This window comes from Parvibaculum sp., from assembly GCF_039973015.1.
Taxonomy (GTDB): domain Bacteria; phylum Pseudomonadota; class Alphaproteobacteria; order Parvibaculales; family Parvibaculaceae; genus Parvibaculum.
This window is the reverse complement of sequence record NZ_JBDWLT010000009.1, coordinates 226214-252917: the sequence shown is the minus strand read 5'-3', so window position 1 is coordinate 252917 and position 26704 is coordinate 226214. Positions and strand designations below refer to the sequence as shown.

Annotated in this window: 26 protein-coding genes and 1 tRNA gene; 17 read left to right on the top strand and 10 right to left on the bottom strand. The window is 59.5% G+C overall.

Going from position 1 to position 26704, the window contains the following annotated elements:
* Positions 1-45: 45 nt before the first annotated feature.
* Positions 46-2202 carry a methylmalonyl-CoA mutase gene (scpA, locus tag ABJO61_RS10880; RefSeq protein ID WP_348328412.1) on the bottom strand — a complete coding sequence of 719 codons (2157 nt, stop codon included), beginning with the start codon at positions 2200-2202 and terminating at the stop codon, positions 46-48.
* A 222-nt stretch (positions 2203-2424) separates the two neighbouring features.
* Between scpA and ABJO61_RS10875 the strand changes: the two genes are divergently transcribed.
* Together ABJO61_RS10875 and ABJO61_RS10870 are read left to right on the top strand one after the other, a co-directional pair.
* Entirely contained in the window at positions 2425-3117 is a 693-nt protein-coding gene (locus tag ABJO61_RS10875) for a hypothetical protein (protein ID WP_348328409.1), read from the top strand.
* Between the two features lie 155 nt (positions 3118-3272).
* Positions 3273-5642 carry an ATP-binding protein gene (locus ABJO61_RS10870; protein ID WP_348328406.1) on the top strand — a complete coding sequence of 790 codons (2370 nt, stop codon included), beginning with the start codon at positions 3273-3275 and terminating at the stop codon, positions 5640-5642.
* Positions 5643-5685: 43 nt separating this feature from the next.
* Here the strand turns inward: ABJO61_RS10870 and ABJO61_RS10865 are convergent, their stop codons facing one another.
* Entirely contained in the window at positions 5686-6978 is a 1293-nt protein-coding gene (locus ABJO61_RS10865; RefSeq protein ID WP_348328403.1) for an acyl-CoA dehydrogenase family protein, read from the bottom strand.
* A 357-nt stretch (positions 6979-7335) separates the two neighbouring features.
* Here ABJO61_RS10865 and ABJO61_RS10860 point away from each other — a divergent pair, with 357 nt between their 5' ends.
* The 4 genes from ABJO61_RS10860 (at position 7336) to fdxA (ending at position 11708) form a co-directional block, all read left to right on the top strand.
* Complete coding sequence (locus ABJO61_RS10860) at positions 7336-10383, top strand: helicase-related protein (protein WP_348328400.1); 3048 nt, start codon at positions 7336-7338, stop codon at positions 10381-10383.
* Positions 10383-10784, top strand: a complete 402-nt coding sequence (locus tag ABJO61_RS10855; protein WP_348328397.1) for an RNA-binding S4 domain-containing protein — start codon at positions 10383-10385, stop codon at positions 10782-10784. Before ABJO61_RS10860 ends, ABJO61_RS10855 begins: the two co-directional genes overlap by 1 nt.
* Before the next feature lie 56 nt (positions 10785-10840).
* Positions 10841-11308 (top strand): TerB family tellurite resistance protein, encoded by a 468-nt coding sequence (locus tag ABJO61_RS10850; RefSeq protein WP_348328394.1) that lies wholly within the window; start codon positions 10841-10843, stop codon positions 11306-11308.
* Between the two features lie 61 nt (positions 11309-11369).
* Entirely contained in the window at positions 11370-11708 is a 339-nt protein-coding gene (gene fdxA / locus ABJO61_RS10845) for a ferredoxin FdxA (protein WP_348328390.1), read from the top strand.
* 285 nt (positions 11709-11993) lie between these two features.
* Here fdxA and ABJO61_RS10840 read toward each other — a convergent pair whose 3' ends face one another.
* Positions 11994-12686, bottom strand: a complete 693-nt coding sequence (locus ABJO61_RS10840) for a hypothetical protein (RefSeq protein ID WP_348348368.1) — start codon at positions 12684-12686, stop codon at positions 11994-11996.
* On the opposite strand from ABJO61_RS10840, the gene ABJO61_RS10835 reads away from it, so the two are divergent.
* A complete protein-coding gene (locus ABJO61_RS10835) occupies positions 12634-13311 on the top strand; it encodes a CarD family transcriptional regulator (protein WP_348328384.1) in 678 nt (225 codons plus the stop codon). The two genes, ABJO61_RS10840 and ABJO61_RS10835, sit on opposite strands and share 53 nt — an antisense overlap.
* Positions 13312-13517: 206 nt before the next feature.
* Complete coding sequence (locus ABJO61_RS10830; protein WP_348328381.1) at positions 13518-14414, top strand: RNA polymerase factor sigma-32; 897 nt, start codon at positions 13518-13520, stop codon at positions 14412-14414.
* 2 nt (positions 14415-14416) lie between these two features.
* Here ABJO61_RS10830 and ABJO61_RS10825 read toward each other — a convergent pair whose 3' ends face one another.
* The 3 genes from ABJO61_RS10825 to ABJO61_RS10815 form a co-directional block, all read right to left on the bottom strand.
* On the bottom strand, positions 14417-15769 hold the full coding sequence (locus ABJO61_RS10825) for a M48 family metalloprotease (RefSeq protein ID WP_348328378.1): 1353 nt from the start codon (positions 15767-15769) through the stop codon (positions 14417-14419).
* 169 nt (positions 15770-15938) lie between these two features.
* A complete protein-coding gene (locus ABJO61_RS10820) occupies positions 15939-16760 on the bottom strand; it encodes a thermonuclease family protein (protein WP_348328375.1) in 822 nt (273 codons plus the stop codon).
* A 68-nt stretch (positions 16761-16828) separates the two neighbouring features.
* Positions 16829-17479 (bottom strand): response regulator transcription factor, encoded by a 651-nt coding sequence (locus tag ABJO61_RS10815; protein ID WP_348328372.1) that lies wholly within the window; start codon positions 17477-17479, stop codon positions 16829-16831.
* 268 nt (positions 17480-17747) lie between these two features.
* Between ABJO61_RS10815 and ABJO61_RS10810 the strand changes: the two genes are divergently transcribed.
* The 3 genes from ABJO61_RS10810 to ABJO61_RS10800 all read left to right on the top strand — a co-directional run bounded on the left by ABJO61_RS10810 (position 17748) and on the right by ABJO61_RS10800 (position 19826).
* Positions 17748-17824, top strand: a tRNA-Arg gene (locus ABJO61_RS10810).
* 305 nt (positions 17825-18129) lie between these two features.
* Positions 18130-18849, top strand: a complete 720-nt coding sequence (locus ABJO61_RS10805) for a S24 family peptidase (protein WP_348328369.1) — start codon at positions 18130-18132, stop codon at positions 18847-18849.
* 11 nt (positions 18850-18860) lie between these two features.
* Positions 18861-19826: a glycosyltransferase family 9 protein gene (locus ABJO61_RS10800; RefSeq protein ID WP_348328366.1), complete on the top strand. Its 966-nt coding sequence runs from the start codon at positions 18861-18863 to the stop codon at positions 19824-19826.
* Here ABJO61_RS10800 and ABJO61_RS10795 read toward each other — a convergent pair.
* Positions 19808-20215: a DUF6165 family protein gene (locus ABJO61_RS10795; RefSeq protein ID WP_348328363.1), complete on the bottom strand. Its 408-nt coding sequence runs from the start codon at positions 20213-20215 to the stop codon at positions 19808-19810. The two genes, ABJO61_RS10800 and ABJO61_RS10795, sit on opposite strands and share 19 nt — an antisense overlap.
* Positions 20216-20379: 164 nt before the next feature.
* Between ABJO61_RS10795 and ABJO61_RS10790 the strand changes: the two genes are divergently transcribed.
* Both ABJO61_RS10790 and ABJO61_RS10785 read left to right on the top strand, forming a co-directional pair.
* Complete coding sequence (locus ABJO61_RS10790; protein WP_348328360.1) at positions 20380-20718, top strand: PilZ domain-containing protein; 339 nt, start codon at positions 20380-20382, stop codon at positions 20716-20718.
* A gap of 77 nt (positions 20719-20795) precedes the next feature.
* The gene (locus ABJO61_RS10785; RefSeq protein WP_348328357.1) at positions 20796-21602 is read left to right on the top strand and encodes an enoyl-CoA hydratase/isomerase family protein; all 807 of its coding nucleotides are present in this window, start codon (positions 20796-20798) and stop codon (positions 21600-21602) included.
* 120 nt (positions 21603-21722) lie between these two features.
* On the opposite strand, the gene ABJO61_RS10780 is transcribed toward ABJO61_RS10785, so the two are convergent.
* Complete coding sequence (locus ABJO61_RS10780) at positions 21723-22280, bottom strand: outer membrane beta-barrel protein (RefSeq protein ID WP_348328354.1); 558 nt, start codon at positions 22278-22280, stop codon at positions 21723-21725.
* A gap of 298 nt (positions 22281-22578) precedes the next feature.
* The gene (locus ABJO61_RS10775) at positions 22579-23025 is read right to left on the bottom strand and encodes a PaaI family thioesterase (RefSeq protein WP_348328351.1); all 447 of its coding nucleotides are present in this window, start codon (positions 23023-23025) and stop codon (positions 22579-22581) included.
* Between the two features lie 298 nt (positions 23026-23323).
* Here ABJO61_RS10775 and ABJO61_RS10770 point away from each other — a divergent pair, with 298 nt between their 5' ends.
* The gene (locus ABJO61_RS10770; protein WP_348328348.1) at positions 23324-23797 is read left to right on the top strand and encodes a hypothetical protein; all 474 of its coding nucleotides are present in this window, start codon (positions 23324-23326) and stop codon (positions 23795-23797) included.
* On the opposite strand, the gene ABJO61_RS10765 is transcribed toward ABJO61_RS10770, so the two are convergent.
* Positions 23769-24326 carry a PAS domain-containing protein gene (locus tag ABJO61_RS10765; RefSeq protein WP_348328345.1) on the bottom strand — a complete coding sequence of 186 codons (558 nt, stop codon included), beginning with the start codon at positions 24324-24326 and terminating at the stop codon, positions 23769-23771. The two genes, ABJO61_RS10770 and ABJO61_RS10765, sit on opposite strands and share 29 nt — an antisense overlap.
* A 134-nt stretch (positions 24327-24460) precedes the next feature.
* Here ABJO61_RS10765 and ABJO61_RS10760 point away from each other — a divergent pair, with 134 nt between their 5' ends.
* From ABJO61_RS10760 to ABJO61_RS10750, 3 genes are all read left to right on the top strand, one after another.
* On the top strand, positions 24461-24811 hold the full coding sequence (locus ABJO61_RS10760) for a type II toxin-antitoxin system RelE/ParE family toxin (RefSeq protein ID WP_348328342.1): 351 nt from the start codon (positions 24461-24463) through the stop codon (positions 24809-24811).
* Between the two features lie 2 nt (positions 24812-24813).
* A complete protein-coding gene (locus ABJO61_RS10755) occupies positions 24814-25113 on the top strand; it encodes an XRE family transcriptional regulator (protein WP_348328339.1) in 300 nt (99 codons plus the stop codon).
* A gap of 127 nt (positions 25114-25240) precedes the next feature.
* A complete protein-coding gene (locus ABJO61_RS10750) occupies positions 25241-26704 on the top strand; it encodes a hypothetical protein (RefSeq protein ID WP_348328336.1) in 1464 nt (487 codons plus the stop codon).

Below are 26704 nucleotides of genomic sequence, written 5' to 3'. Positions count from 1 at the left end.
TGCCCGTCAAATGGGCACTTTTTCTACCGCCCGTTTTGTCGGCAATCAGGCCGCCTGACGCCTTTTTTCGCGGATAAGCGCCAGAATTTCACTCGCCGCAGCCGGAATATTCGTACCCGGACCAAAAATGGCGGATGCACCCGCCTTCTTCAGGAACTCATAATCCTGCTGGGGAATCACACCACCGCAAATGATGAGGATGTCGTCGGCGCCCTCATCCTTCAACGCCTTGGCGAGTGCGGGAACGAGTGTTTTGTGGCCTGCGGCGAGACTGGAAATGCCGATGACGTGGACGTCGTTTTCGATGGCATCGCGAGCAGCCTCTTCCGGTGTCTGGAACAGTGGCCCGACATCCACGTCGAAACCGAGATCTGCAAAGGCCGTGGCAATTACCTTCGCACCGCGATCATGGCCATCCTGCCCCATCTTCACGACGAGGATACGCGGACGGCGGCCTTCAGCTTCCGCGAATGCCTCGATTTCCTTCGAAATCTGCATGAAGCCCTCATCACCTTCATAGGCCTGACCATAGACGCCGGAGATCGACTTGATCTCCGCGCGGTGACGGCCAAAAACTTCCTCCATCGCGTCCGAAATCTCGCCCACAGTGGCGCGCGCACGCGCCGCGCCAATCGCGAGCTCGAGCAGATTTCCCTTGCCGCGCGCGCCTTCGGTGAGCGCTTCGAGTGCTTTGCGGCATTTTTCTTCATCACGCGAAGCGCGAACATTCTTCAGCCGCTCGACCTGAGAGGCGAGCACCTTGGCATTGTCGATATCGAGAATATCGATCGGATCGGGATGCGCCGGGCGATACTTGTTCACGCCGACAATAACCTCTTCGCCACGGTCGACCTTCGCCTGCCGCCGCGCGGCGGCTTCCTCGATCTTGAGTTTCGGCATACCGGTCCCGACGGCCTTTGTCATGCCGCCCAGCTCCTCGACCTCTTCGATCAGCTTCCACGCTTCCGTTACCAAGGAATGTGTCAGCGTCTCCATGTAGTAGGAGCCGCCGAGCGGATCGATGACGTTGGTAATGCCTGTCTCGTGCTGGATAACGAGCTGCGTGTTACGCGCGATACGCGCGGAGAAATCCGTCGGCAAGGCAATGGCCTCGTCAAGCGCATTGGTGTGAAGCGACTGGGTGCCGCCCAGCACCGCCGCCATCGCCTCGATGGTGGTACGGATGACGTTGTTGTAGGGATCCTGTTCGGTAAGCGAAACGCCCGACGTCTGGCAATGGGTACGCAGCATGGACGACTTCACATCCTTCGGCTTGAACTCCGACATGATCTGCGCCCACAGAAGGCGCGCAGCGCGGAGCTTTGCGATCTCCATGAAAAAGTTCATACCGATGGCGAAAAAGAAGGAGAGACGCGGCGCGAATTCATCGACATCAAGGCCTGCGGCCAGTGCGGCTCGCACATATTCGCGACCATCGGCCAGCGTGAAGGCCAGCTCCTGAACCTGGGTCGCCCCCGCTTCCTGCATGTGATAGCCGGAAATCGAGATCGTGTTGAAGCGCGGCATATGCCTCGAACAAAACCCGATAATGTCCGAAATGATCCGCATCGACGGTTCCGGCGGATAGATATAGGTATTGCGAACCATGAACTCCTTCAGAATGTCGTTCTGAATGGTCCCCGAAAGCTGCTCGGGCTTCACGCCCTGCTCTTCCGCCGCAACAATGTAGTTCGCAAGGATCGGGATCACCGCGCCGTTCATCGTCATCGAGACGGACATTTCGTCGAGCGGAATCTGGTCGAAGAGGATCTTCATGTCCTCAACGCTGTCGATCGCCACACCTGCCTTGCCGACATCGCCAACCACGCGCGGATGATCGCTGTCATAGCCGCGATGCGTCGCGAGGTCGAAGGCAACGGACAGACCTTTCTGGCCTGCCGCGAGGTTGCGCCGATAAAACGCGTTCGATTCTTCCGCAGTCGAGAAGCCGGCATATTGGCGAATCGTCCACGGCCTGCCCGCATACATGGTCGCTTGCGGACCGCGCGTATAGGGCGCGAAGCCCGGCAACGTGTTCGCGTCATATCCGTCCGCTGAAATGCGCTCGAGATCCTCGGCAGTATAGAGCGCCTTGACGTCTATCCCTTCCGGCGTCTGCCAGACGAGAGAGTCAGGGCCGGCTCCCTTGGTCTGCTTCGTGACTGCGGCTTCCCAGTCCTTGAGCGTCTTCTTGTCGGCCATTTTCGTCTCTACTCACGGCAAATTGCGAAATTTCACTGCAGGCAGCATAACATGGCACAGTCTGCCGCCCCAAAAGCGGCCGGAGTATCCGGGAAGCGCCGCAGCCGGTCAAACCGCCCTGAAGAAGGGGCCGGAACACCGCTATTTCGCTGCGTAAGCATATGGGCTCAAATGGAGAAAAGCTGGCCGGAACGCGCCACAGTCGTGAAATCAGGGGGAAATATGTCCGTCAATCGCATTCGAATAACCTCAAAGGCCGGTGCCGTGATCGCATTGAGCGTCCTCGGGCTCCTTCTCGCCGCCTGTAGCAGCGGGGGCGCGGCTCGCAAGCGAGACGCCGATGGCCGTATCATACCGACACTCGCCGAGCAGGATCCATCGAGCACACTCTATGCAAAATCCGTCGGCCAGGCCGCACGCGGCGAGTGCGACAGCGAGACTATCGACGTTCTCACCTGCTTTGCCTATCGGGGACACGGTTACGAGGGGGCACAGATGGCGCTCGGACAGTGTTACATCGCCAAAGGACAGGAAGCTGAGGGGGCGGAATGGGTGCAACGAGCCGCCAATAGCGGCTGGCCGGATGCCCAAAAGCTGATGGCTACGTTCTATCTCAAGGGACAGGGTGTCGACCGGGACGCCGTCGAGGGTGCGAAATGGGCAAAGCTCTATACCCGCAATCCCAGCCTGCTCTCTCTCGGTGTACAGCCTGACGTCTCTATTGTGCAGGAGTTTCGCGGCAGCCTGACAAGCGAACAGAGCGCCGTGGCGGATCAGCGCGCTTCGAGCTGGGTTCCGAGCTATTGGACACCTACATCCGTCATCGACCGGGACGTGCGGCGCAGCTGCGCCGTCGAAGGGCGCCGGCGCGCTCCGTCCATGTCCGATATCGAAAGCGTTCCAAACCCCTACTGATTCCCAATTCCGGCTCGAATACCCCCGCCTGTCCCGCACAGGCGGGGTTTTTCGTGTCTTGCCGCCCTCCCCCGAGCGTTCAGGGAAACTTTACCTCCATCGCATAAACCGGAAAGCGGATGGGGTCTGATTTGGGGGAGGAGACCCCGTCGCAAATGCCCGGCACCAGCATTCATTCCAAGGCGAGCCCTCCAGCCCGCGCCAAAACCGCGGAAGAAGAACGCGCGTCCGCCATCCGGCTCGAACTTTACAGAACGATCATGCGCACATTCCGCGCATTGCCGGTGTTTTTCCCGGCGATCTCCGGCGCCGTCGTCTTCACCTTCACGCCTGCCTATCCCGAGCCTGTCATCGTGATCTGGTGGCTCGTCATTGTTGCGGGTTATGCGGAATACGGGTTATTTCAACGCAGGTTTTTCGCCGCCGACGACCGCGGAGAAGCCGACGCCGATCACTGGATAAAACCAACCGCCATCCGCTACTGGCTTCTAAATCTGGCGTGGATCGGCTTGGTGCCTCTCTTCTGGCGAGCCGATGGCGGCATGCAGAATCTCGCCCTCCTCACAGTCCTCATCGTGCATGTCGTCATGGCATCGCAGATGGCCTTCCAACTGAGACCGATCTTCTTTTCCGTAACGGTGCCTGTCATGGCAACCGTGATCGGCGTCTGCCTCTGGACGGCGAGCCCTGTCTTCATGGCGCTCGGGTTTGCTTGTATTCCCGCCTTCCTTCTCCTGGCGCGTGTGGCCCGGCAGCAAAGGGCATCTGCGACCGAGACTTACAGCCTCCGCTTCAGAAATGCCGACCTCATTCGAGACCTCGGCCACGCGCGCGATGTCTCCGAGGCAGCACGGCGCCGCGCCGTGGAAGCGAACGAACAGCTTCAACGGCGTGAACATCACTTCCGCGCCCTCGTCGAGAATGCTTTCGACGTGGTGCTGGTTACGGATGAAAAAGCGATCATCCAGTATGCGTCACCGGCAGCAGAGAAACTTGGCCTGTCGCCTGACGCCCTCATTGGCACTAACAGCCTGGACTTTCTGGCGGACGAACAAAAGCGGCAGATTCTCGACAAGTTTGGCGAAGGCACTTTCTCCCTCGAGAAAACACTATATTACGAGCTCACTGTTCCCCGCTATGAGGGCCGCACCATATGGATCGAGTCGAGCGTCACCAACCTGCTGGACGACCCGAATGTGCGTGGGTACGTCATCAACATTCGCGACATAACCGAGCGCAAACGCACCGAGACGGAGCAACGAAACCAGTTCCGCGTACTGCGCGCGCTGGCAACCGGCGAAGTTCTCGATGAGGTTCTCTCTCTGCTCGCAGTCGGCGCGGAAGAGGCAAATCCCACCGGACGTGCAGCCGTCTACCTGCTTGACGCCAAGAACGACCTTATAACCTGCGCTGCACCTCATCTTCCTGCGGACTTCCAGAGCTGGGTAAAAACCTTCTGGAGAGAACAGCGCGACGCCCCCTTCGGTCATATGGCGCTCGCGGGGTCGAAGATCGTCGTAACCAACCTGCAGAACGAGGAACACGGCGAGACCGTCACCTCCTACATGCGGAAAATCGGTATCCAGACTGTCTGGTTCCAACCTGTAATCGCGCACAATGAAAAGGTCGTGGGCGCCTTCGCCCTCTATTTCCCCGATGCTTACGAGCCCGGCCAGTGGGAGTCCGACTACCTGCTAAGCGCCGCACATCTGGCGGGCATTGCCATCGACCGCCGCAGAGCGGAAGAAGATCTCCAGCATGCGACGGAAGCCGCAGAACTCGCCAACCGGGCGAAATCGAAATTCCTTGCCAACATGAGCCATGAACTCCGAACGCCGCTCAATGCCATCATCGGCTTTTCGGAAATCATGCAGCAGGAAATGTTCGGGCCGATGGGCTCCGAGCGCTACAGCGAATATACCAACGATATCCATGATAGCGGCCGGCATCTGCTGAACGTCATCGACGATATTCTTGATATTTCGAAGATCGAAGCCGGTCGTTATGTACTTGAAGATGAAGAAGTCGATCTTCCTGCTGTGCTGCGCTGGTCCGTGGAAATCATGCGGGCCCGTACGATGGACAAGGCGCAGCAGGTTCACCTCCAATTGCCGGACATCCTGCCCAACCTGAATGCCGATCAACGCGCCATGCGCCAGATCATGCTGAACCTCCTGTCTAACGCAGCGAAGTTCACCCGCGAGGGCGGCAGTATCGATCTGACCACACGCATCACAGAAGCCGGCGACCTTACGATCGCCGTTCGCGACAACGGCATCGGCATCCCCGGGGACAAGCTCGCAGAAGTGATGGAACCCTTCGGTCAGGTAGACGATACGAGCGCCCGCCAGCATGGCGGTACGGGCCTTGGACTGCCGATCACCAAATCGCTGATCGAAATGCATGGCGGCAGCTTCACGCTCGAAAGCACGATTGGCGAAGGCACGGTCGCGACCATGATACTTCCCGGCTGGCGGCTCATCTGGCGCGAGGACGAAGGAAACGAAAAAGCCGCCACGCGATAACGTGGCGGCTCTCTTTTTCATCAGTCTTCAGCAGGTTTCCTGCTTACTCAGCGGCCTTCGCCGGACGGTTGCTGCCGATATAGCCAAAGAGATGACCTCCGACCTTGCGCATCTGAATTTCCTCCGAACCCTCGGTAATGCGGTACCGGCGATGATGCCGGTAAATATGTTCGAAGGGCTTGTGCCGGGAATAACCGATCGCGCCGTGTACCTGAATGGCGAGATCAGCTGCCTGACAGACAAGACGGTTTGCGCGGTAGTTGCACATCGAGACCTTGTCGGAGAGATATTTCGCGACATCAGGCTTCGACATCTGATCCATTTCCCATGCCGTCTTGTAGATGAAGTTACGGATCATTTCACACTCGGTATGCGCTTCGATCAGCGGAAACTGGATCGCCTGATTGGACGCGAGCGGCTTGCCAAAGGGCTTTCGCTGTTTCGCATAGGCGACGCTTTCGTCGATACAGAATTTCGCTGCGCCGACACCCGACGCGGCCTGCCGGATGCGGTTCTCATGAACGAAATGCTGCGCGAGTTCGAGCCCGCGCTCGGGATCGCCCAGATAGGAGCCATCCGGCACCCAGACATTGGTAAAGGACACACGCGGGTGATCCGTCGGCATGTTGAAGGTCCAGAGATACTCCTCGATTTTCACGCCCGGCGTATCGACGGGCACGATGAAGCAGGTGATGCCGAGCGCATCGCCTCCCTTGCCGCTCGTGCGCGCAAACACGAAGTCATGCGATGCGACATGCATGCCCGTATTCCACATCTTCGCGCCATTGATGAGCCAGCCGTCGACCCCGTCGCGCTTCTCGCGTTTCGCCGTTGTCTCCATCCAGGTCGCATCCGATCCATGATCGGGCTCCGTCAGGCCAAAGGCGATCCGGACCGAGCCGTCCAGCGAACCGGGGATAAATTCCTTCTTCTGCTCCTCCGTTCCAAAATCGCGAAACATGAGGACGGTCGGGAAATTGCCGACAATGGACGATTCATTCTGTAGATCGTTGTGAAGGCCAAGACCCTTCGCGGCCAGATGGTCGCGGATCACCGCCATGCCGAGATTGGTGCCGTCCTTGCCACCATATTCCTTCGGGAGCGCATAACGCAGATGGCCTGCCTTGTCGGCACGCCGACGCATTTCGACGAGCAGCGCTTCCCAATCATGTCTCGGAAGCCCTTCATTATCCCAGTCGGTCCGCGCATGCTCGCGGCGGTGGTCAAAAAAGCGCTCGTTGTCGTCCTGCGCCTGGAGCGGCTTGATTTCTTTCTCGATGAAATTGTCGAGCACACCGAGATAGTCGGTGACTTCCTTGGGAATTCTGAAATCCATCGCTGTTCCTCCCGAGATTGCCGCGAGCCTCTTCAACGGGCCCGGCGACGCTGTTCCACAATGTTGATCCGGATACTATAGACCGCGGTCCAGTATCCGAAAGAGCACCGGGCCGCCGGTCGTACCACACCCCCGCCGCGACGCTGCGGAAGGGTGCATATTTTTTATATTAACTTTTCGTCCGCCTAAGCCGTTGGAGAGACACAAGATTTAGCCGTGAACGAAGCCGGAAAATCACACGGTCAGCGATTCGGACCCGGTTCGTTCGCCCAATATTCCAATCCTTAACATCGCAGCGGTTAATGCACCGGCGCTCTTGCATCCGGGCCGCTTTGCGCGGAAGGTGCCCTTCGAAACATGAGTATCCCGCCTTCCCAATATGCCTCCGCAGAGGCCCGTGACCGCCTCGCGGAGCGCCGCCGCGTCACGGCGGTGCTGGGGCCGACCAACACAGGTAAAACCCATCTCGCCATCGAACGAATGATGGGCCACGAGACGGGCATGATCGGGCTGCCGCTGCGTCTTCTTGCCCGTGAGGTTTATGATCGCGTCGTGAAGGTGAAGGGCCCTCGTAATGTAGCTCTCATCACGGGCGAGGAAAAAATCCTCCCCGCCTCCGCGCGCTACTTTATCTGCACAGTTGAGGCGATGCCGCTCGAACGCGAGGTTGATTTCCTGGCGGTAGACGAAATCCAGCTCGCTGCGGACCGGGAGCGTGGCCATACTTTCACCGACCGCCTGCTCCGCGCGCGCGGGCATTCCGAAACCATGATGCTCGGTTCCGAAACGGCGCGAGGACTGATCCAGAAACTCCTGCCGGAAACGCATTTCATTAACCGGCCCCGCTTCTCGGAACTTTCATGGACCGGGTCAAAGAAGATCACCCGTCTTCCGCGACGCTCCGCCGTGGTCGCTTTTTCCGCCGACCAGGTTTATGCGATCGCGGAACTGATCCGGCGCCAGCGCGGCGGAGCAGCGGTTGTCATGGGCGCGCTCAGTCCCCGCACACGCAACGCGCAGGTCGCCCTCTATCAGTCCGGCGAAGTCGATTTTCTTGTTGCGACCGACGCAATCGGCATGGGCCTCAACATGGATGTGGACCATGTGGCTTTCGCCTCAACGGGAAAGTTCGACGGCCGGCAGCACCGCCCCTTGCAGGTTTCCGAACTCGCCCAGATCGCCGGGCGCGCAGGGCGTTATATGAACGACGGCACTTTCGGCGTAACGGGCGATGCAACCATTCCCTCCGAAGAAACCATCTCCCGCATTGAAAACCATCAGTTCGAACCCGACCGTGTCTTTCAGTGGCGCAATCCGCACCTCGACTTCTCCAGCGTAGCGGCACTGATGCGCAGCCTCGAAATATCTCCCGGAAGGTCCGGCCTCGCCAAAGCGCAGGTCGGTGACGACCTGGAAGCGCTGATGCGTATGGTCCGGGATCCGGACGTGAGCGGCTGCCTGCGCTCCCCGATGGCAATCAAACGGCTATGGGAAGTCGCTCAGGTTCCCGATTTCAGGAAAACCCTCGCAAGCGAACATGCGGCGCTTCTCACCCGCCTCTTTCTCTTCCTCATGGACCCCTCGAAAGAGAACGGCGGATGCATCCCTGACGACTGGCTTGGCCGTCAGATGCAGCGTCTCGACCGCACCGATGGCGACATCGATATACTGGCCGCGCGCCTCGCTCATATCCGTACATGGACCTATGTGGCAAACCGGGCCGATTGGCTTCACAATCCCACGCATTGGCAAGAGCGTACGCGTACGATAGAGGATAAGCTGTCCGACGCTCTGCACGAGCGCTTGACGCAGAGGTTCATCGATAGGCGCACCAGCATATTGATGAAGCGGCTGCGCCAGAACGAGGAACTCATGACGGCTGTAAACGGCGACGGCGAAGTACTGGTAGAGGGCGAATATGTCGGGCGCCTGCAAGGGTTTGTCTTCGTGCCCGACCCAAGGGCGGAAGGCGAGCAGGGCCGCATTCTTCGGAATGCGGCATCGCAGGCTCTCGCCGGTGAGATATCTGACCGCGCGCAGCGCCTCGTGACGGCACCAGATGCCGATATCTCCCTTTCCGAACATGGGCGTATTCTTTGGGACGGCCATCCGGTCGCCGAATTGAAGGGCTCCGGCAATATTCTCCTGCCCGGTGTGGAACTGATCGCCGGCGAGGAATTGAACGGCGCCGCGCGCGAAAGCGTACAAACGCGCCTCGACGCATGGCTCAAGATGCAGATCGCCAATGTGCTGGCGCCGCTCGTGGCCTTGCGCGACGCAACGGATATCGAAGGCCTGGCGCGCGGCATAGCTTTCCGTCTCGTCGAGAACCTTGGGACGCTGACACGCGAAACTGTCTCGGAGGATGTGCGGGCACTTGATCAGGCAGCACGCGGCCAATTGCGCAAGCACGGCGTTCGTTTCGGTGCCTATTCGATTTTCATGCCCGCCTTGTTGAAGCCGGCACCCGCACGGCTGAGGCTCACCCTCTGGGCACTCCATCGCGCAACCGCAGAGCAAGAACCGTTCGAGAACCTTCCTGCCCCGCCGACCCCCGGCCTCACATCCGTTCCCGCCGATCAGGCAGCACCGGAAGGTTTCTACGAAGCGGTCGGGTTCCGTGTTTGCGGTACACGCGCTGTTCGCATCGACATGCTGGAGCGCGTCGCCGACCTCATCCGCCCGATCATCGCGGCGCGCACCTATAATGGCGGCTTCACCGTGACCCCCGACATGATGTCGCTTGTCGGTTGTTCGGGTGAGGAGTTTTCGAGCCTTCTGCGTGGCCTCGGCTACCGTTCACAGATCGAGCGGGTGAAACCGCCCAAGGTCGGCGAGCCCAAAGCCGAGGAACCCAAAGCCGAGGAGCCAAAACCGGAAATGCAGGCACCCGGGATGGTGCAGGAAACAGCTGAGGCAGGTCCACAAGACGAAATCTCCGCACCTGCCACAATGGCACCTGAAAGGCGGTCGCCTGCCGGAGAAGATGCCGAAACCCCGCCGGATGAAGCATCTGCCGTAACTTCGGCACTCGCTCCCGAAGCCTATCTGCCAGGCGAACAGCCTGCGCTTGCCGAAATGGCTCCAGATTCCGGCAACCCCGAACAAGCGCCCACAGAGGACGCCCCCGCTGAGGTCGAGATGGAAATCTGGCGCCCCCAGCGGCGTCGGCATGGCGGCGGCAAAGAGGGAGGCGAGCGCAACAAATCTTCGCGCCGCGACAAGCGCAAGCAGAGCGGCGAGCCGCAGTCGCATGGCGAAAAGAAGCCGCCGCGCCGTGGCGAACGAGGGCCGCGCCCGCAGCAAAAGCCGGACCGGAAGCCGCGTGAACGTGAGCCCGACCCGGATTCGCCTTTCGCTGCCCTCGCCGTCCTCAAGGAACGTGTGCGCGGCAACGGCTCCTGATGAGCGATGCACTGGGCCAGCCGGGACAGCGGATCGATCGCTGGCTCTGGTGCGCCCGCTTCCTCAAGAGCCGATCTCTTGCGGCAACCCTGGTTCAGTCCGGGCGTATTCGGGTAAATGGCGACAGGATTTCAAAGGCGAGCCGGATAGTTCGCGCCGGCGATATTCTCACCTTCCCGTTGGGGCCGCACATCCGTGTGGTAAAGATTCTTTTTCTCGCCGAGCGGCGCGGTCCCGCATCGGAAGCCCAATCGCTCTACAACGACCTCGATCCGCCTGCGTCGGCAGCGCAGCGAGATGCGGTCACCCCGTCCGCAACACCGCTACGCGAAGCGGGCTCCGGCCGGCCCACAAAAAGAGAACGTCGGCAGACCGATGCACTCCGTGGTGAAGAATCTTAATTCACATTTTTCTATGTGGTTGAATAATTCCCCCGACGCCTATAGGTAAAATACTTATGATTGACCGGCTCAAATCTTTCCTGCTCGGCGCGCCTGAGGAAAAGCCTAAAGGCTTTGATGATCTCCAGGTGGCGGTCGTTGCCCTTCTCATCAGGGCGGCAACGTCGGACGCACAGTTCGGCACGGAGGAACGTGAGGCGATCAGACGCATCGCCGCCGATTCATTCGGACTGACACCAGAGGCAGTTGCTGCGCTGGTGGATGAAGCCGAGGGAGAGGAATCCGAGACACTCGATCTTCATCGCTGGGCGCAGGCCATCAAGCAGGCCTATAGCCAGGAAGATCGGGTCGGACTGATCGAGAAGATGTGGGAAGTCGTCTATGCAGACGGCGTTCTGGACGACTACGAAGCCAATTTGTTGCGGCGCGTTGCCGGGCTGATATACGTTCCCGATCGCGAATCCGGGCAGGCGCGCCAACGCGTCATGGCCCGGCTCGGCATAACGCCCCCCAAGCAAGGATAAGCAAGGGGGAAACCCCGGAAGGAGCGTCTGTCGTGAGGCGACGACGCTATTGGAGAGTACGATGACCTATGTCGTGACCGACGCCTGTATCCGCTGCAAGTATATGGACTGCGTGGAGGTTTGCCCTGTGGACTGCTTCTACGAGGGCGAGAACATGCTGGTCATCCATCCGGACGAATGCATCGATTGCGGCGTCTGCGAACCCGAGTGCCCGGCCGAGGCGATCAAGCCAGATACGGAACCGAGCCTTGAAAAATGGCTGGAACTCAACACCGAATATGCCAGCAAGTGGCCGAACATCACGATAAAGCGAGATGCGCCTGCCGATGCGGATGACTGGCAAGGTGTGTCAGGCAAGTTCGAGGAGCATTTCAGCCCCGAGCCCGGCGAAGGCGATTAAACCTTCTTCGCGTTTCTGCGAACCTGAAAAGGCGCAGGAAACTGCGAGGAAAAGTGCCTATCCTCCTGTGTTAACTGTCTTTTTTGCGGACGTCCTTCCAACGGGCGGGGTTTTGTGCTATATATGTCGCACAGGAATTTCCGTGAACTTGGGCGTACACCTGATCAAAAGTTCTAGATCCAGGTTGCGCTGGTTGAAGCGTGTCTAACCAATCCCCCAGTTCGATGCGGCTGGCTGCTAGCCGCCGATAAGGCTGGAGGAAATGAGCCAGATGGGGATCGGCTATCACCGGAAATCGGGTTCCGGGACCTTCCGGCAAGGCACAGGCGCCACCATCAAGGCCGGTCTTCTTGTTCGATGACTGAAGGAGCTGGAATAACTTCCGGCTGCAAGGTCTGTCGATGGCTCGACGGTGAGAGACGCATCACTGCGGACGTGAATTACTGAGCCGGGAAGAGGGCATTCTGCCCTTTCCGGCCTTCGGAAACGAGAAAGGCTGGGTATAGGAAAGACGATGGCGAGCAAAATCACCAAGGCACCCAAGTCGAAATCTGCGCCCGCGAAATCAAAAACCGGGGCAAAGCCAGCCAAGGCGCGCGCCAAAGCAGCAAGCGCCACCACCAAGGCGACAAAATCCGCGCCGGCAAAGTCCAAGTCCAGCACCGCCACAAAGGCAAAGGCTGCTCCGAAGACTGCGGCCAAGACGGCGAAGCCCGCGACTGCGAAGCCCGCGACTGCGAAGAAGCCCGCAGCCAAAACAGCAAAGCCTGCTACGGCGGCAAAAAAGTCTGCCGCCAAGCCGAAAGCAAAAGCAGCCCCTGCCAAACCCGCTCCGAAAAAGAAGGAGCCTGTTGCCAAGCAGGAAGCGAAGCCTTCCCCGGCAAAGGCTGCCGCCAAAACCCCGAGCAACGCGGCGAGCAAGCTGATGGCCGCAGCGAAGAGCCGCGCAGAAAAGGCCCGCAAGACCGACACGGTCAAGGCCACACCCAAGGAGGCCGCGGAAGCGAAACCGGCTAAGGTGGAACCGGCCAAGGCGAAGGCCGAACCCGCGAAACCCGCAGCACCGCGCCCGAACTTCAAAGCGAAGGAATTCGTGGTCTATCCGGCCCACGGTGTAGGCCAGATTCTCGAGATCGAAGAACAGGAAGTCGCCGGTCACAGGCTGGAGCTTTTCGTCATCAACTTCGATAAAGAGAAAATGACGCTCCGGGTGCCCACCAACAAGGCAACCGCCGTCGGCATGCGCAAGCTCTCTGACACGGGTGTCGTCGACTCTGCAATCGAGACCCTGCGAGGCCGCGCCCGCATCAAACGCACCATGTGGAGCCGTCGCGCCCAGGAATACGAGGCCAAGATCAATTCGGGCGATCTGATTTCGATCGCCGAAGTGGTCCGCGACCTCTATCGCTCCGACCGGCAGCCGGAACAGTCTTATTCCGAACGTCAGCTTTACGAAGCGGCGCTGGATCGCATGGCCCGGGAAGTGGCGGCCGTGGAACGGATCGGAGAAGACGCCGCTATCGAACGGGTCGAGGAAGCACTCCAGGGCACGCCGAAAGGTGAGAAAACGCCGAAGACCGACGAGGCCAGCGAGGCTGCTTGAACCCGGCGCTTACAGCGCCCTACCGAACATCGAAAAGGCCCGGTAATTACCGGGCCTTTTTTTATGGAAAGCCCGGTTCCCTGCCGTTCGGCACAGCAAGCTGGAACATTTCTGAAGTCAGCGAGTTGATCTTATGCGGAAGATGAAGCGTAAAAACCTCAAGACGCGCTAACGAAGTCCCACATCCTGTCGGAAGGGTGACCGAGATGGCACATATGGATACGCCTGAAACCCAGAGAGCCAATCGCCGCTATATGAAAAGTGCGATGACAGTGCCGCTTCTGGATGAGCAGCACGAATTCGAGTTAGCTCGCCGGTGGAAGGAAGAAAAGGATGAACAGTCCCTGCATGAGCTGACGCGCGCCTATATGCGCCTCGTCATATCGCTCGCCACGCGCTTCCGGAATTACGGCCTCCCCTACGGCGACCTCATTCAGGAAGGCAATGTAGGATTGATGCAAGCTGCAGCACGCTTCGAGCCGGAGCGTGGTGTGCGTTTTTCGACTTATGCAAGCTGGTGGATCCGGGCGGCCATCCAGGACTACATTCTGCGGAACTGGTCGATCGTACGGACAGGAACCACCGCCGCGCATAAGTCGCTCTTCTTCAATCTTCGCCGATTGCGGGCACTCATAGCGAACGGCACCCGTCAGAACCTGACCGAAGAAGATCGTATCTTCATCGCAAGGAAGCTAGGGGTCGGCGCGCGCGACGTCGAGACCATAGATGCCCGCCTGATGAGTGGCGATCGCTCGCTCAACGCCACAATAGCCGACAGCACCTCGGTCGAAAGCGCCACGGAATGGCAAGACCTGTTGCAATGCGAGCGCCCCCTGCCGGACGAAGAGGTCATGGAAAGCCATGATGGACTTCAACGTACGCGTTGGATTGAGGACGCGATGGAAAGCCTGAACGAACGCGAATTGACAATTATCCGCGAACGTCGGCTGCGTGACGAAGCTGTGACGCTTGAAACGCTGGGAATCCAGCTCGGCATCTCGAAGGAGCGCGTCCGCCAGATCGAGCACGCGGCTTTACGGAAGCTTCGTGAAGCATTGCTGAGCAGGGTCCCCGACCCCGAAGAGGCGGGCCTCCTCGCGTGATGCTATCGCGTCACGACAATTTTTACGCGCTGCCCCTTTACCGGCTGCCCGCTGGGCCACAGGCCGTTCAGCACACGAAACCGCTCGGCTGCGTGATCTGAAAATGCCATTCGGCGCCCAAGCGTTTCCGCCGTGTCCCCAGAGCGCACTTCAATAATTTCGATCCGCATCGGTTTTACAGCTTTGGCTTCACCTGCAGAAATCTTGCGGAAACTCATGACGAGCGCGTGAATGGCACTGTCATATCTGGTACCGGCCTGCGGCAACGTACCGACCAGAAATCTGTAGACGATATCCGGCGCATATTCGATCGCCACAAGCCGTCCGTTGTACTTGCCGACTTTCGCGGTCGCAGTAGCGGCACTCATGCCGTTTATCTCGAAGCGTTCCACCGCCGACAATTTGACACCCTTCGCCCAGACCGCCGCCAGATATTGTCCAATTTCGACGCCCTTAACTTTCTTTGCACCGTCAAACTGCGCGACCGTTCCTTCCGGACCTTCAACGAACACCATCCTTGAGGAATTCGTGACAGTAAAATGTTGGGGCGCTTCGAACGCAAAGCGCCGCTTCGGATGAACAAACTGCCGATCACGCGCAATGCCCTCTTCGGGATCATCGCCGTAAAGCATTCCGTCGATTGCCGAAAAATATGCATTGCCGTTTCGCGGTAACTGTCCCGTGCCTCCCCCAGCTTCCCGAGCGTATTGCCTTGCCGCCGCAACACGGTCGGGGGTCGCCGGATGGCTTGCCAACCAGTCGTTGCGCGAGACATCGTATTCTGCGTTGCGCATCTGCGCGCTAAGCTCTTCCTGCGCGCTCATGGATTGCAGAAAGTCCGCTGCTGCGTATGGATCGTAACCCGCCTTGGCGAGATAGCGAACACCGAGCATGTCCGCTTCATACTCCTGATCCCGCGAATAATTGGCGAGAAGTCCCTGCCCGCCAAGCCCGACGATCTGATTCACGGCATCGCTGCCGACAACCGCGCCCAACACAGCACCAAGTAAAGATGTTCCCATCGCCGCCGTCTGGCGCTGGGCCGAATGACGCGCATTCACATGACCTATTTCATGTCCTATAACGCCTGCAAGCTCCGCCTCGTCACTCACGAGCGCCATCAGGCCTCTCGTCACATAGACATAGCCCCCCGGCAAGGCGAAGGCATTGACGGCAGGACTATCCAGAACAGTTACGCGATACGGGCCGTCCGGACGGTTCGTCGCCTTGACAATTCGCGCCGTAACACCGGCCACATAAGCCCCGAGCATCTCGTCATCATAGACGCCTCCATAGGCTTCAATAATCTTGGGATGAGCGGCGGCACCTGCTTGTGCCTCCTGTTCCGCAGACATGAGCGGCGCGATTTGCCGTTCTCCGGTCGCAGGATTGGTCGCGCAACCGGCGACCAGTAAAATTGCCAAGAGAGAAAAGACGTGAGGGCGGGCCCGCGGCACCAAATCAGGAAGTCTCAACATCGACTCTGCTTTCCGTTGAGCTATGGAGCATCCATCACTCCGCTTCTCATGGAAATTCAATCTGTTCCGGATGGGTGACTTCAATTTCCGGGCCGTTGTAGCGATCGACCCAGCCGCGTACGCGAACATACTCACCCGCCAGCGCTGAAGCGTTCGTACCTTCGGCATCATCAAGAAACGAAGTCCAAGGCTCCTCCGCCTTGAAAAGTTTAACGTCGCGCCCTGTGACTGTCACGGTGAAGTCCTGACGATAGTCCTCACCAAAATTGAGATAAAGCCTGTCGCGGAAGAGCGCAGCCGACACGACCTTTCCTTCCACAAGTTCAAAGCGGCCAACTAGTCTGGAGAGCTCATCGATATTCACCGCATTGCGGATGTCATAATAATCGTTGTTCCAGATACCGAGTCCCTCTGCTCGCGCACTTTTTTCCGCTGCCAGAAGTTCTTCACTGCAGGCACGATTGTCGCGAAAGGTGTAAACCCGCGCGAGCCCGCGCCTCAACATCTCCTGTTGAGCCCAGACAGGTTCCGTTCCGGCTCTCTCAATAAAGATATGGGCCAGCACCCGCCCGTGACGGTCAATGTTCTCACCTCCGTATTGCAGCGTCGCGCGCTTGCCCATCACGATTTCGGCAAGTGCGTCGCGAGCTTCCGGAGCAAGCGGCCATGTTTTGAAGTTGGCGCGCCCCAGCGGCAATTTGGGCGCCTGAATGCCGGTCAGGCGAACCTCGCGCCCATCGTCGAGAAGCAGTGTATCCCCATCAACAATATCGGCGACGCGGACCTCGTCGTTTCCTTCAAGGATACATTCACTCGCTCCCGCAACACCGGCGGCACAGAATAGCAGGAGGGATGACAGCAGAAACATGAGGGTGCGTCGCAGGCTCGCTTGCCACGGCACGCCGATCCCGCTCCAAACCTCTGGCGTGTATCCCCTCAGACCGGATCCTCCACACGGGGCGGCGGGGTGCTTCGTAATGCGATAATTGCCGCTTCCGTTCGATTGCGAACACCTAACGACTGCAGGATCGCATTTACATGCAGCTTTACCGTCGCAATGGAAATCCCGAGCACCCGCGCGATCTCCTGGTTCGAGCGCCCCTTGCCGAGTTCCTGCAGCACCTGCCGTTGCCGCGGCGTAAGCTTTTCCTGCCCTGCACCGACAAAAGTTCCCGATGACTCGGCAAACCCCTCCGCCTCCAATGTCAGCAGAATATCCGGGACATAGCGCCCACCCATTTCGATCATGCGCAGGGCACTTTCGACGAGATTGATACTCATGCTTTTTGGAATAAAGCCCGCAACACCGAGATCCATGACTTCGCGCACAAAGCCCGGTGAACTCCTGTCGCTGAAGAGAGCTATCTTGCCGTTCGTCTTCGAAACGAAATCGCTCAGAACCTCGACGTCCGACAGGGCACCACTACCTGCATCGAACAGGACGAGATCAGCCAGGCTGGTATCCACACCACTTAAAGGACGCGGGCCTGCGACAACGCGCGTTTCCGCACTGGAGTAGAGGCGTCTGATGACGGTCGCCAGACCTTCGCAAAAAATCGGCTGCTCACCGATGATCAGAACATGCATACCGCCCTCCTGTTTTTCCGGGAGAAGAGCCGGACCCTCTTTTCCAGTTCGACAAGCCGACAGACAAACGGCTCAAAATGAACCATGCAACCGGAGTCAACCTTAGAGCGTAGGACTAAATATTTAGGCCAAATCGGAGGTAGACGCAAAGGAGCAAATCCACCTGCAGGCGCCTGTGGGGTCAGCCACCTATTGCGGCGCGGCATGAGGTAACCTAGGTTTCGGTGCGCGATGCACCGGCCCACGGTGATGTCGCTCGCCTTTCTGAGACCCCGTAGCTCAGCTGGATAGAGCATCAGATTCCTAATCTGAGGGTCGCGCGTTCGAATCGCGCCGGGGTCACCATCTTCCTCTGGCAATGCCCCGCTGCAGCGAAGCCTCAAGCCAGAATTTAACTCTATACGGCTCATTTTCTCCTCCCGCGCAACGACAAGGGTTTGGCGGCCTGAGGCACAAGCTGTATAACTTTATTGGTAGACCGCAACCATTTAATACAAACATATCTTGGCTTATGTCAACAAGAAATCTTGGTATAACTGCGTACGCCTTCCGGCGAAGGTCGCGCCGTGCGCGTCAATTCAGGCTAAGCCACTGATTTCTTTTGTATCATCGGCTGGAAACTCCGCTATTCATATGAAGAAGTGGGCCACATGAGCGTCCCTGCGCGCCTGGCCCAGATACGAAAGTTTCTTGGTCTTTCACAAAAAGAGATGGGTAAACGAGTCCGCGTGTCTGGCACCACGTGGCAGAATTACGAACTGGAGAACGCTGCCCCGAACGCGCATGTGCTCGCGCATCTTTCGGGCGAAGGGTTCGATATGAACTGGGTGCTGACGGGTCAGGGCGAAATGCGCAAGGCAGGCGCGGCAGGGAAACAGGAAACCGGCTTTGCGGAACTCGCCCCGCTCGAACTTCCGCGCAACCAGGTGGGCGGCACAGGCGCGCACATGCTCGTACCGCGTTACCGGCTCCGCACGCTCGACACGGAAGCGGGCAAGCGCATGACCGTTGAGGACAGAACGATTCTCGATGCGATTTCATTCCGCCGCAGCTTCATCGAGCAAGAGCTGAAGGTCGATCCTGCAAAGCTGATCGCGGTGGAAGCGCCGGACGATTCGATGGAACCGACATTCTCCGCAGGCGACATACTGCTCGCCGACACCAGTGACCCAAAACTGCGCGGCAGCGGCGTCTATGTACTGACGAGCGGCAGCGCGCTGCTCGTGAAGCGGCTGCAGATGAAGATCGATGGCGGCGTCGTCGTTTCGAGCGACAACGCGACACGCTACCCCTCCGAAGAAATCGGCAAGGGCGACACGGATGAGCTGAAGATCGCCGGCCGCGTGATCTGGCGCGGCGGACGAATGTGAGCGCAGAACGCATGACCGCTACCTCCCCCGTCCCCTTCGCAGGCGACGCAAAACGCATCCTCGTCATCAAGCATGGCGCCTTCGGCGACGTGATCCAGGCTGAAGGCGCGCTACGCGACATCCGCGAAAACCACCCCGATGCCTTTATCGCGGTGCTGACGATGAAGCCCTATCGCACAATCCTCACGCACTGCCCGCATGTGGACGAAGTGATCGTCGATGAGCGCGCACCGCGCTGGCGCATCGACCGCATGCGCGCGCTGAGAACAAAAATTCGCGCGCGCGGCTTCGACATGATCTACGATCTGCAAAACTCGAAGCGCACAGCCTTCTATTTCAGATGGATGCTGAAAAACGCCCGCTGGTCCGGAACCGCAGCGGGATGCAGCCACCCGCACCGCGCAAACGAGCCGAAGAAAATCCGCACACTCGACCGCCTTGCCGGACAACTGGAGGATGCGGGCCTGACCATCCGCCACACGCGAACGCCCGATGTTTCCTGGCTCGCCGACGACGTGAGAGACATGCTTGGCGCAGCCAATGTAACCACGCCTTACATCGTGCTCGTGCCCGGCTGCTCCGCGCGCCATCCGCAAAAGCGCTGGCCATACTACACGGAACTCGCGGGGCGCCTGATTGCGGCGGGCGAAACGATCGTGACGGCGCCGGGGCCGGACGAGGTGGAACTCGCGCGCGCGATACCCGGCATCTGCATCGAAAAGACGAACTGGGCCGAGCTTGCAGGAATATTGAAAGGCGCGCGCTTCGTCATCGGCAACGACACGGGACCGAGCCACCTCGCAGCGCATATGGGCGTGAAAGGCCTCGCGCTTTTCGGCACACATATGCCGGCAGAGCGAACCGGAATCCTGACGGAAAATTTCGGCGCCATCGAAGTGGACGATCTTTCGGCGTTACCCGTTGCCCGCGTCTTCGACGAGGTGGAGCGCCGCCTCTCTCACTCGAATTCGGTGTAGGACTTTTCTTCGACGATTGCCGAGCCGGTCAGGAGATTGATCTCCTTCTTGATCGCGGCGCGCTTGTCGTTCTGCTTGTAGACGGAACGCGCAAGCTCGACGAACTTCGATCCGAAATCCTTGTCCGCCTCGCACTGACGGATATCGTCCTCGATCACCCAGAGCGCTTCATTGACGGATTTAAGGTCACCTTCGAGGCGGCGCATCTCCGCGCTGTCTTCCAGGTTCGCCTTGCGCGCCTCTTCGAGCACGGTGAGTTCGTGGCGCACATTGGCGAGCTTCGCTGCATCCGACATGCGCTCCGACTTGATCCGCAGAATGGTGATCTTGTCGATGAGCTCGCCCGGACCGACCTCGATCATGACGGGTTTGGCGTCTTTCTGGGACATGGGAACTCCGGGCGTTGCGTGACGAATGTGCCTGCTATAGCGCAAGGACCGGGGCCTTGTCATCTCGCAGGGCACTCCATTAACCCTCACGCCCAGTAAAGGCTTGCGCCGATGCCCGCAGCCCCCGAAAATCGCGCCTGCTTCAAGCAACGCAGCGGCGGCCAATGTCCCTGATTTCAAGATGGCTCGATCATTTGCGCGGCAGCGAGATGCCCGAGGAGCGCCAGTCCGCGCGTGCCTCCGCCCCCGTGCTGATGGTCGAGATCGGCGGCTATGCACACAAGGCGCGTGACTGGTCGGCGGGCGGCGCCTGCATCGAAGGCTTCGCGGAAGCGGTCGCCATCGGCAACATTCTGAGCGGGCATCTTTACTGGGCGGGCGACAGGCGCAGGCTCGGCTTCGCGGCGGAAGTGATGCGCCTCGACCCCGGCGGTGCGCTGGCGCTCAGATGGCTCGACCTGCCGCTCGCGATCCAGCAGGAAATGGAAGCCCATATCGGCTGAGCGCCCTTGCGTCAGTTGCGCGGGCGGGCCCACGCGCTAGGCTCCCTGAAAACATATTGAACAGGGAGGAACGCGACATGGCCTACAAGACACTCATCGTTGAAAAGGAAGGCGCCGTCGACCGGGTGACGCTCAACCGGCCCGATGCGCTGAATGCGATGAACCCGGAACTCGTCGGTGAACTGCAGGACTATTTCGGCAAGCTCTACACGGATCATTCCGTGCGCATCGTCGTACTGAAGGGTGCGGGCCGCGCCTTCTGCGCCGGGCTCGACCTCAAGGAACGCTCGAACAGGCCGGACACCGACACGAGCGGCAGCCCGCAGGCAGGGCTTGTCGCGCAGCGCCGCATCAGCGAAATCGTGATGCGCATGCGCCGCTGCCCGCAGGCGATCATCTCGCTCATCCATGGACCGGCCTGCGGCGGCGGCTTCGCGCTGGCGCTTGCGTCCGACATTCGCATCGCAGGCAAAAGCGCGCGCATGAACGCGGCCTTCATCCGCATCGGCCTGTCGGCCTGCGATATCGGCGTGAGCTATTTCCTGCCGCGCCTCGTCGGCGTGTCGGTGGCGAGCGAACTCATGATGACGGGCCGCTTCATCAACGCGGACCGTGCCGAACGCGTCGGCCTTGTGTCGGAAATGGTGGAGGACGACAAGCTGGAAGAGGCGGCAGCGCCTTACATCGAAGAGATGCTGACGACATCACCGCTCGGCCTTCGCCTGACAAAGGAATGCCTCAACATGTCGGTCGATGCGGGAAGCCTCGAAGCCGCCGTGGCGATGGAAGACCGCAACCAGATCCTCTGCGCGCAGACAAATGACTTCCGCGAAGGCATCGGCGCCTTTCTCGGAAAGCGCAGACCCGAATACACGAACAGCTAGAGAAGTCCTTCTCTCCCAGCTACTTCTCCGCACAAACGAAAGCGGCCGCCTCGCTGCCCCGCGAGACGGCCGCTCGCCCGTCCATGCCGTTCCCCCGCCGGACGGGACTGGTACGTTCGATCAGAAGCCGAACACGACCGCTGCCGTCAGATCGTCGACGCTGTCGCTGTCGAGATCGTAATGCGTCCATTCCGTGCGGATGGAGGTGTTGTCCGCCACGGCGAACTCCATGCCCGCGCCGCCTAGCCAGCTAAGCTCGCGATCGTCGCCCGGCTGGCTGTAATTATGGACACCGCCCTTGCCGTAGATCGCCATCGTATTGTTCAGCGGGAAGGAGACGAGCGCCGCCGCACCATAGGTATCGACATTGTCGCTCACGCCGCCGACGGTGATGTCGGCGAGATCGGCATAGAAGCCTTCCACGGCGAGATACTGGTTGAGACGCCAGCCGGCCTGACCGCGCCAGGTCCAGTCGTCATCATTGTCCGCCCAGCCCCAGCCGACGCCCGCTCCCACATAAAGGCCGCGCTGGAAGGCGGTCTGGTTGTAGAGGTTGCCGTCGTTCGAAGCGGACATGCTGTCCGAATTGCTGGCCTGCTGGGCCGCCGCGCCGTTTGCAAAACCGGCGAGACCCAGCGCAAGGCCGGCGGCGCAAAGAATGCGAGTCGCGTTTTTCATTTTATACAGAGCCTCGTATCAATTTCCGAAGCCCCCGCTAAGCCCGGCGCGACTATTGCCCGCGTGCTTTCTCCGCCGCAAGCGGTTGTTGCACGGTCACGCCGCCAGAATGTTGACACAATCGGACAAGTGCTTGTGGCGCAGGCACTTTTCGCGATGCGAAATTATGGGGAATGGAACCTGCGCTGCTCTTTCGCGCATTCCGTGACTCTCGCGCAACAGTTTGTGTGAGTGATATTGAATTTGCGGCGACGCTGCAGAATCAAGAAAATGGAAAATAATCCGCTTACGGAGCGCACTACTTCTTCTTGCTCATATCGATGAGCGGCATCATGCGGATCGTCGACGTGCCTTTCGCAACGATCTCGCCTTCCGCATTCTTGAGATTGCCCTCGACGAACATGGTCGAGCGGCCCTTGCGCTCGATCCAGCCTTCCGCGACGAGAAGCCCCGGCGTGGCGGGACGGAAGAAGCTGATCTTGATTTCGAGCGACATGGGCGTCATCTGGAAATCGGTCACGCACATGGCGGCGCGCGCCATGGCGGCGTCGATCCAGCCCGTGACGAAACCGCCCTGCACCACGCCGCCCGAATGGCACATGCGCATTTCGGCCTCGACCTCGATGGCGGCGCGGCCCGCCTCCTTGTCCATATACAGTGTACGGACGATGCCGAGGGACTGGCCGAGACCGTCGCGGCCGGCCTCGTCGTCGAAATGTTTTTCGGGCGCAATCGTCTCGGACATGGGGTCTCTTTCCGGGGATAAGGTGATGCCTGTTGAGGCGCAGTCTAGGGCTTTTGGCGCGCCCGGGAAGCACCCGCAGCCGTTCACCCCCGCCCGGCGCGCCGTTCAAAGGTGGACAGGGGCCGGGGACAAGAAGGCCCGAAAAACCCCGACCGTCATCGAAACGTAACGAAACCGTCACAAATGGCCGCCTTATCCCCCTTTGCGGGATAAGCGGGCCCCGGCCGCCTGGACGCTCGACCCGGCGCGCAAGCCGGGGGAGACTTGTCCCCGGAAAAGGGACGAAGGGGACGGGGATATGTTTTTCGACATGCGGACGGCTTTTTTTGCGCTTTTTCTTGTCCCCGCCCTCCTCCTCTGTGTGCCGGGGATAGCCCACGCGCAGGGGCTGGCGGAGGCCCGCGTGATGAGCGAGGGCGAGTATGAGGAGGCGCTCGCCTTCCTGGAGGGGACGAAGGCGGCGATGGCAGAGGCCGAGGCCGCGCTCGGGACCGGCAGCACCCGCGCGGAAGCCGAAACGCGAAAGGCCGACCTCGGCCAGCGGCTCGACATCCTCCGCAGGCTGATGACGGCGGCGGCGCAGCGCGACCGCATCGGCGCGGGGGGGACCAAGGAACAACAGGGTGACGCCGGAACGCGAACGCGCGCGGGACGTGATCGAGCGGGCTGGCGCACTGGAAGACCGGCTTCAGGACTTGTGGGTGATGTGGTCGCAAAAGGCGCGCGGGCTCCAGGCGCCATAGTCACCTGCGCGCCGCATCTTCCTCGCTGATGAACTCCGCGCAGCAGAGAACCTTGTCCACCGCGTCGTCGCTCTCGCCGAAGGGCACGAGCACGACGGTATAGAAGGTGAAGGTGCGGTCGCGATAGATCCAGCTCGCCGACGCCGTGTGCATATAGGGCGCGCGCTCGGCGCAGCAGATGCGGAGCGGCGAGAGCGCGACTTCGGCGTTCGCGCCGAAGACCTGTTCCGGCGACATGCCCGCCGGATTGCCGACGCCGAAAAAATCGGAAATGAGCGAGCCGACGACGCGGTAGCAAAAGCCGCCTTGCGGCGCCACGTCGAGCAGGAAGATGTTGGGCAGGTGCTGGCGCACATCCATCGGGTTGAAGAGGCTGCGCGATGGCATGCGGCGGGAGCCGCGAAGGCGCGCCCAACGGTCGAGGACAGCGAGCGGCGCTTGCGCGGTCAGATGCGGGCGGACGGCTTCGAGCGAGCCCCAATGCTCCGCCTGTATGACCGAGGACGGCAGCACCTGCGCCGAAGCCGCGCCTGCCCGCGCGGCGGCATCGTCCATCATCTCCAGTCCCTCCGGCCCCGGATTATTGCCGGAGCACCCTTCATCCCACGGACGAGTTTGCGGCGGCGGAGCTTAAGGGGAGGTTTATGGGGCGGGTTGACCGGATTATATCAATAGTTATATAAATGGTGTTCATGGGCACGGGCAAAAAGAAACAGGCGGTTTTCGAAGGCAGCTCGCTGGACGAGTTGCTGGCCTTTCCGCCCCCGGCGCGGGAAGCAGCGGGTTTCCAGATATATCTGGTCGAACTCGGGCGCGACCCCGACGACTGGAAGCCGATGAAGGGCATTGGTGCGGGCGTCCGGGAAATACGAATCGCGGACACGCAAGGCCAGTACCGCGTGATCTATGTCGCGAAGTTCGACGAAGCCGTTTACGTGCTGCACGCCTTTACGAAGAAGACACAGAAGACGCCGCAGCGAAACCTCGACATGGCGGCGGCACGGTACAAGGCGCTTGTGAAGAGACGGCGCGAAAGGAGTTGAGTATGGCGGAGAAACCCAAGGCCTCCGAAAAGGCTTATGACAGCGTCTGGCAGGCGCTCGCGAAGGACGAGGCGGAAGCCGAGACGATGCGCTTGCGCGCGGACTTGCTGATCGCCCTGCGCGACCGCGTGGCATCATGGAAGGTGACGCAGGCGGAGGCCGCGAAACGGCTCGGCATCTCGCAGCCGCGCCTCAACAACATGCTCCGGGGGCAGATCGAAAGCTTCAGCCTCGACATGCTGACGAAACTCGCCTGCCGCGCGGGACTGAAGGTGGAGATGAGGCTGAAAAAGGCGGCTTGAAATACACGGCTTTTCCGCCTCGTCACCATTGTTAAAGAATTAAGAGATGAGTCGAATCCGACGTGACATTTACAGACGAAAGTTAGGAGAACTGCTCGCTTGCGCAGACGACAAAGAGTTTCTGCTAATGGTGTGGGCCGTCTCCGCGCTTCAGACCGGACGTGAAGGCCAAGCAAGTCGCTTCCTAAGGTACCCAAGCGAGGCTGCAACTTCCGACATAAGCTCTAAATACGCAATGCATCCGTGGAAGCTGGAGACACTCGTCAATGAGCTGCTAGCCCAACCTAAAGCGCAAATTCGGCAGGGTAAAAATAGAAGACTGAACTGCCAATTTTTCGAAGCCATAGCTAGCGTGAACCACGCACTTACAAAACTGGAGGACGCTGAGGATGGACTGACGCTACAGCGCGTCGATGTGCTTAGGGAGATGCACCGCCTCATACAGCGACAACTTGAATGGCAAGTAGGCCGCGGCGCAAATGCACAGCGGCTATATCGAAGTGGCTATATATACGGAGGGCAAAAAGCGCAGGCGTTCTTTGCGGAGAAGAATAAGCTTACAGTCAACGAGTTTTCTTTCGCCTGCTTAATGTTGCGTTCGCTATACGAGAAGAACCCGATTATTCACAATACAGGCGGGATGGAGTCCATTGGAATTTCGAAAGAAGCCTTAGACGCTACATTCGACCTGATCACCATTCCTCATCCGGCAGCACGCGACAAAGCGCGTACTCTTCGTTCTCCACCTGGACACGTAAGCTACAAACGTAGTCTACTTCGTGAGTACCCCTGCATATCATTTGATTTGCACAATCGGCACGCGCTTGCGCCGCTAGTAGAGCTACTCGTACTGCGGAGTACGACCGGGCTGTTCTACGACATGATCAAAGGCGGCAGCGACATTCGAAATGAAATAGCATCCAGATACGAATGCTACAGTTACGAACTCCTAACAGAGATGTTGCCGTCCTATGAAGTGAATCAGAGCTATGAGTACTCTCTACGAAAGGGGTTTCCGTCCAATAGCCCCGATGTAATGGTGAGCGATCACGCTGGCATCTCTCTAATTTTTGAGTGCAAAGCGACTCGCATGAGCTACGAGGCGCGGTTCTCAGAAAACCCGGTAGTGGATGCCGCTCGGGGATATGAAGAGATTGCGAAGGGCGTCTTTCAAATTTGGAAATTTGTCTCGCACCACAGGAGAGGAATTCTTCCAACATCCAGCATAAACACGGACGCAAAAGGAGTGGTTCTAACCCTCGACCCGTGGCTTTCTATGGCAAGACCCATGAAGGAAGATGTGTTGCAGATCGCCAGAAGAATATGCGCCGAGAAAGATCCGGACATTACCAGCGCCGACCACATCCCGATTATTTTTTGCCCCATTGAAGAACTTGAGTTCACGCTTTTGGATGCGACGGAGCGGTCTTTTTTTGACGCCATTCAGGCAGCTTCCCGCAAGGATTTCGACGGCTGGCAACTGTCGGGAGTACACAGAGAGATCGCTCCGAATAGAACAGAACGGCGGCTCTACCCCTTCCGAGACCGAATAGGCGAGGTATGGCCCTGGTGGGACAGCATCGATATTTGA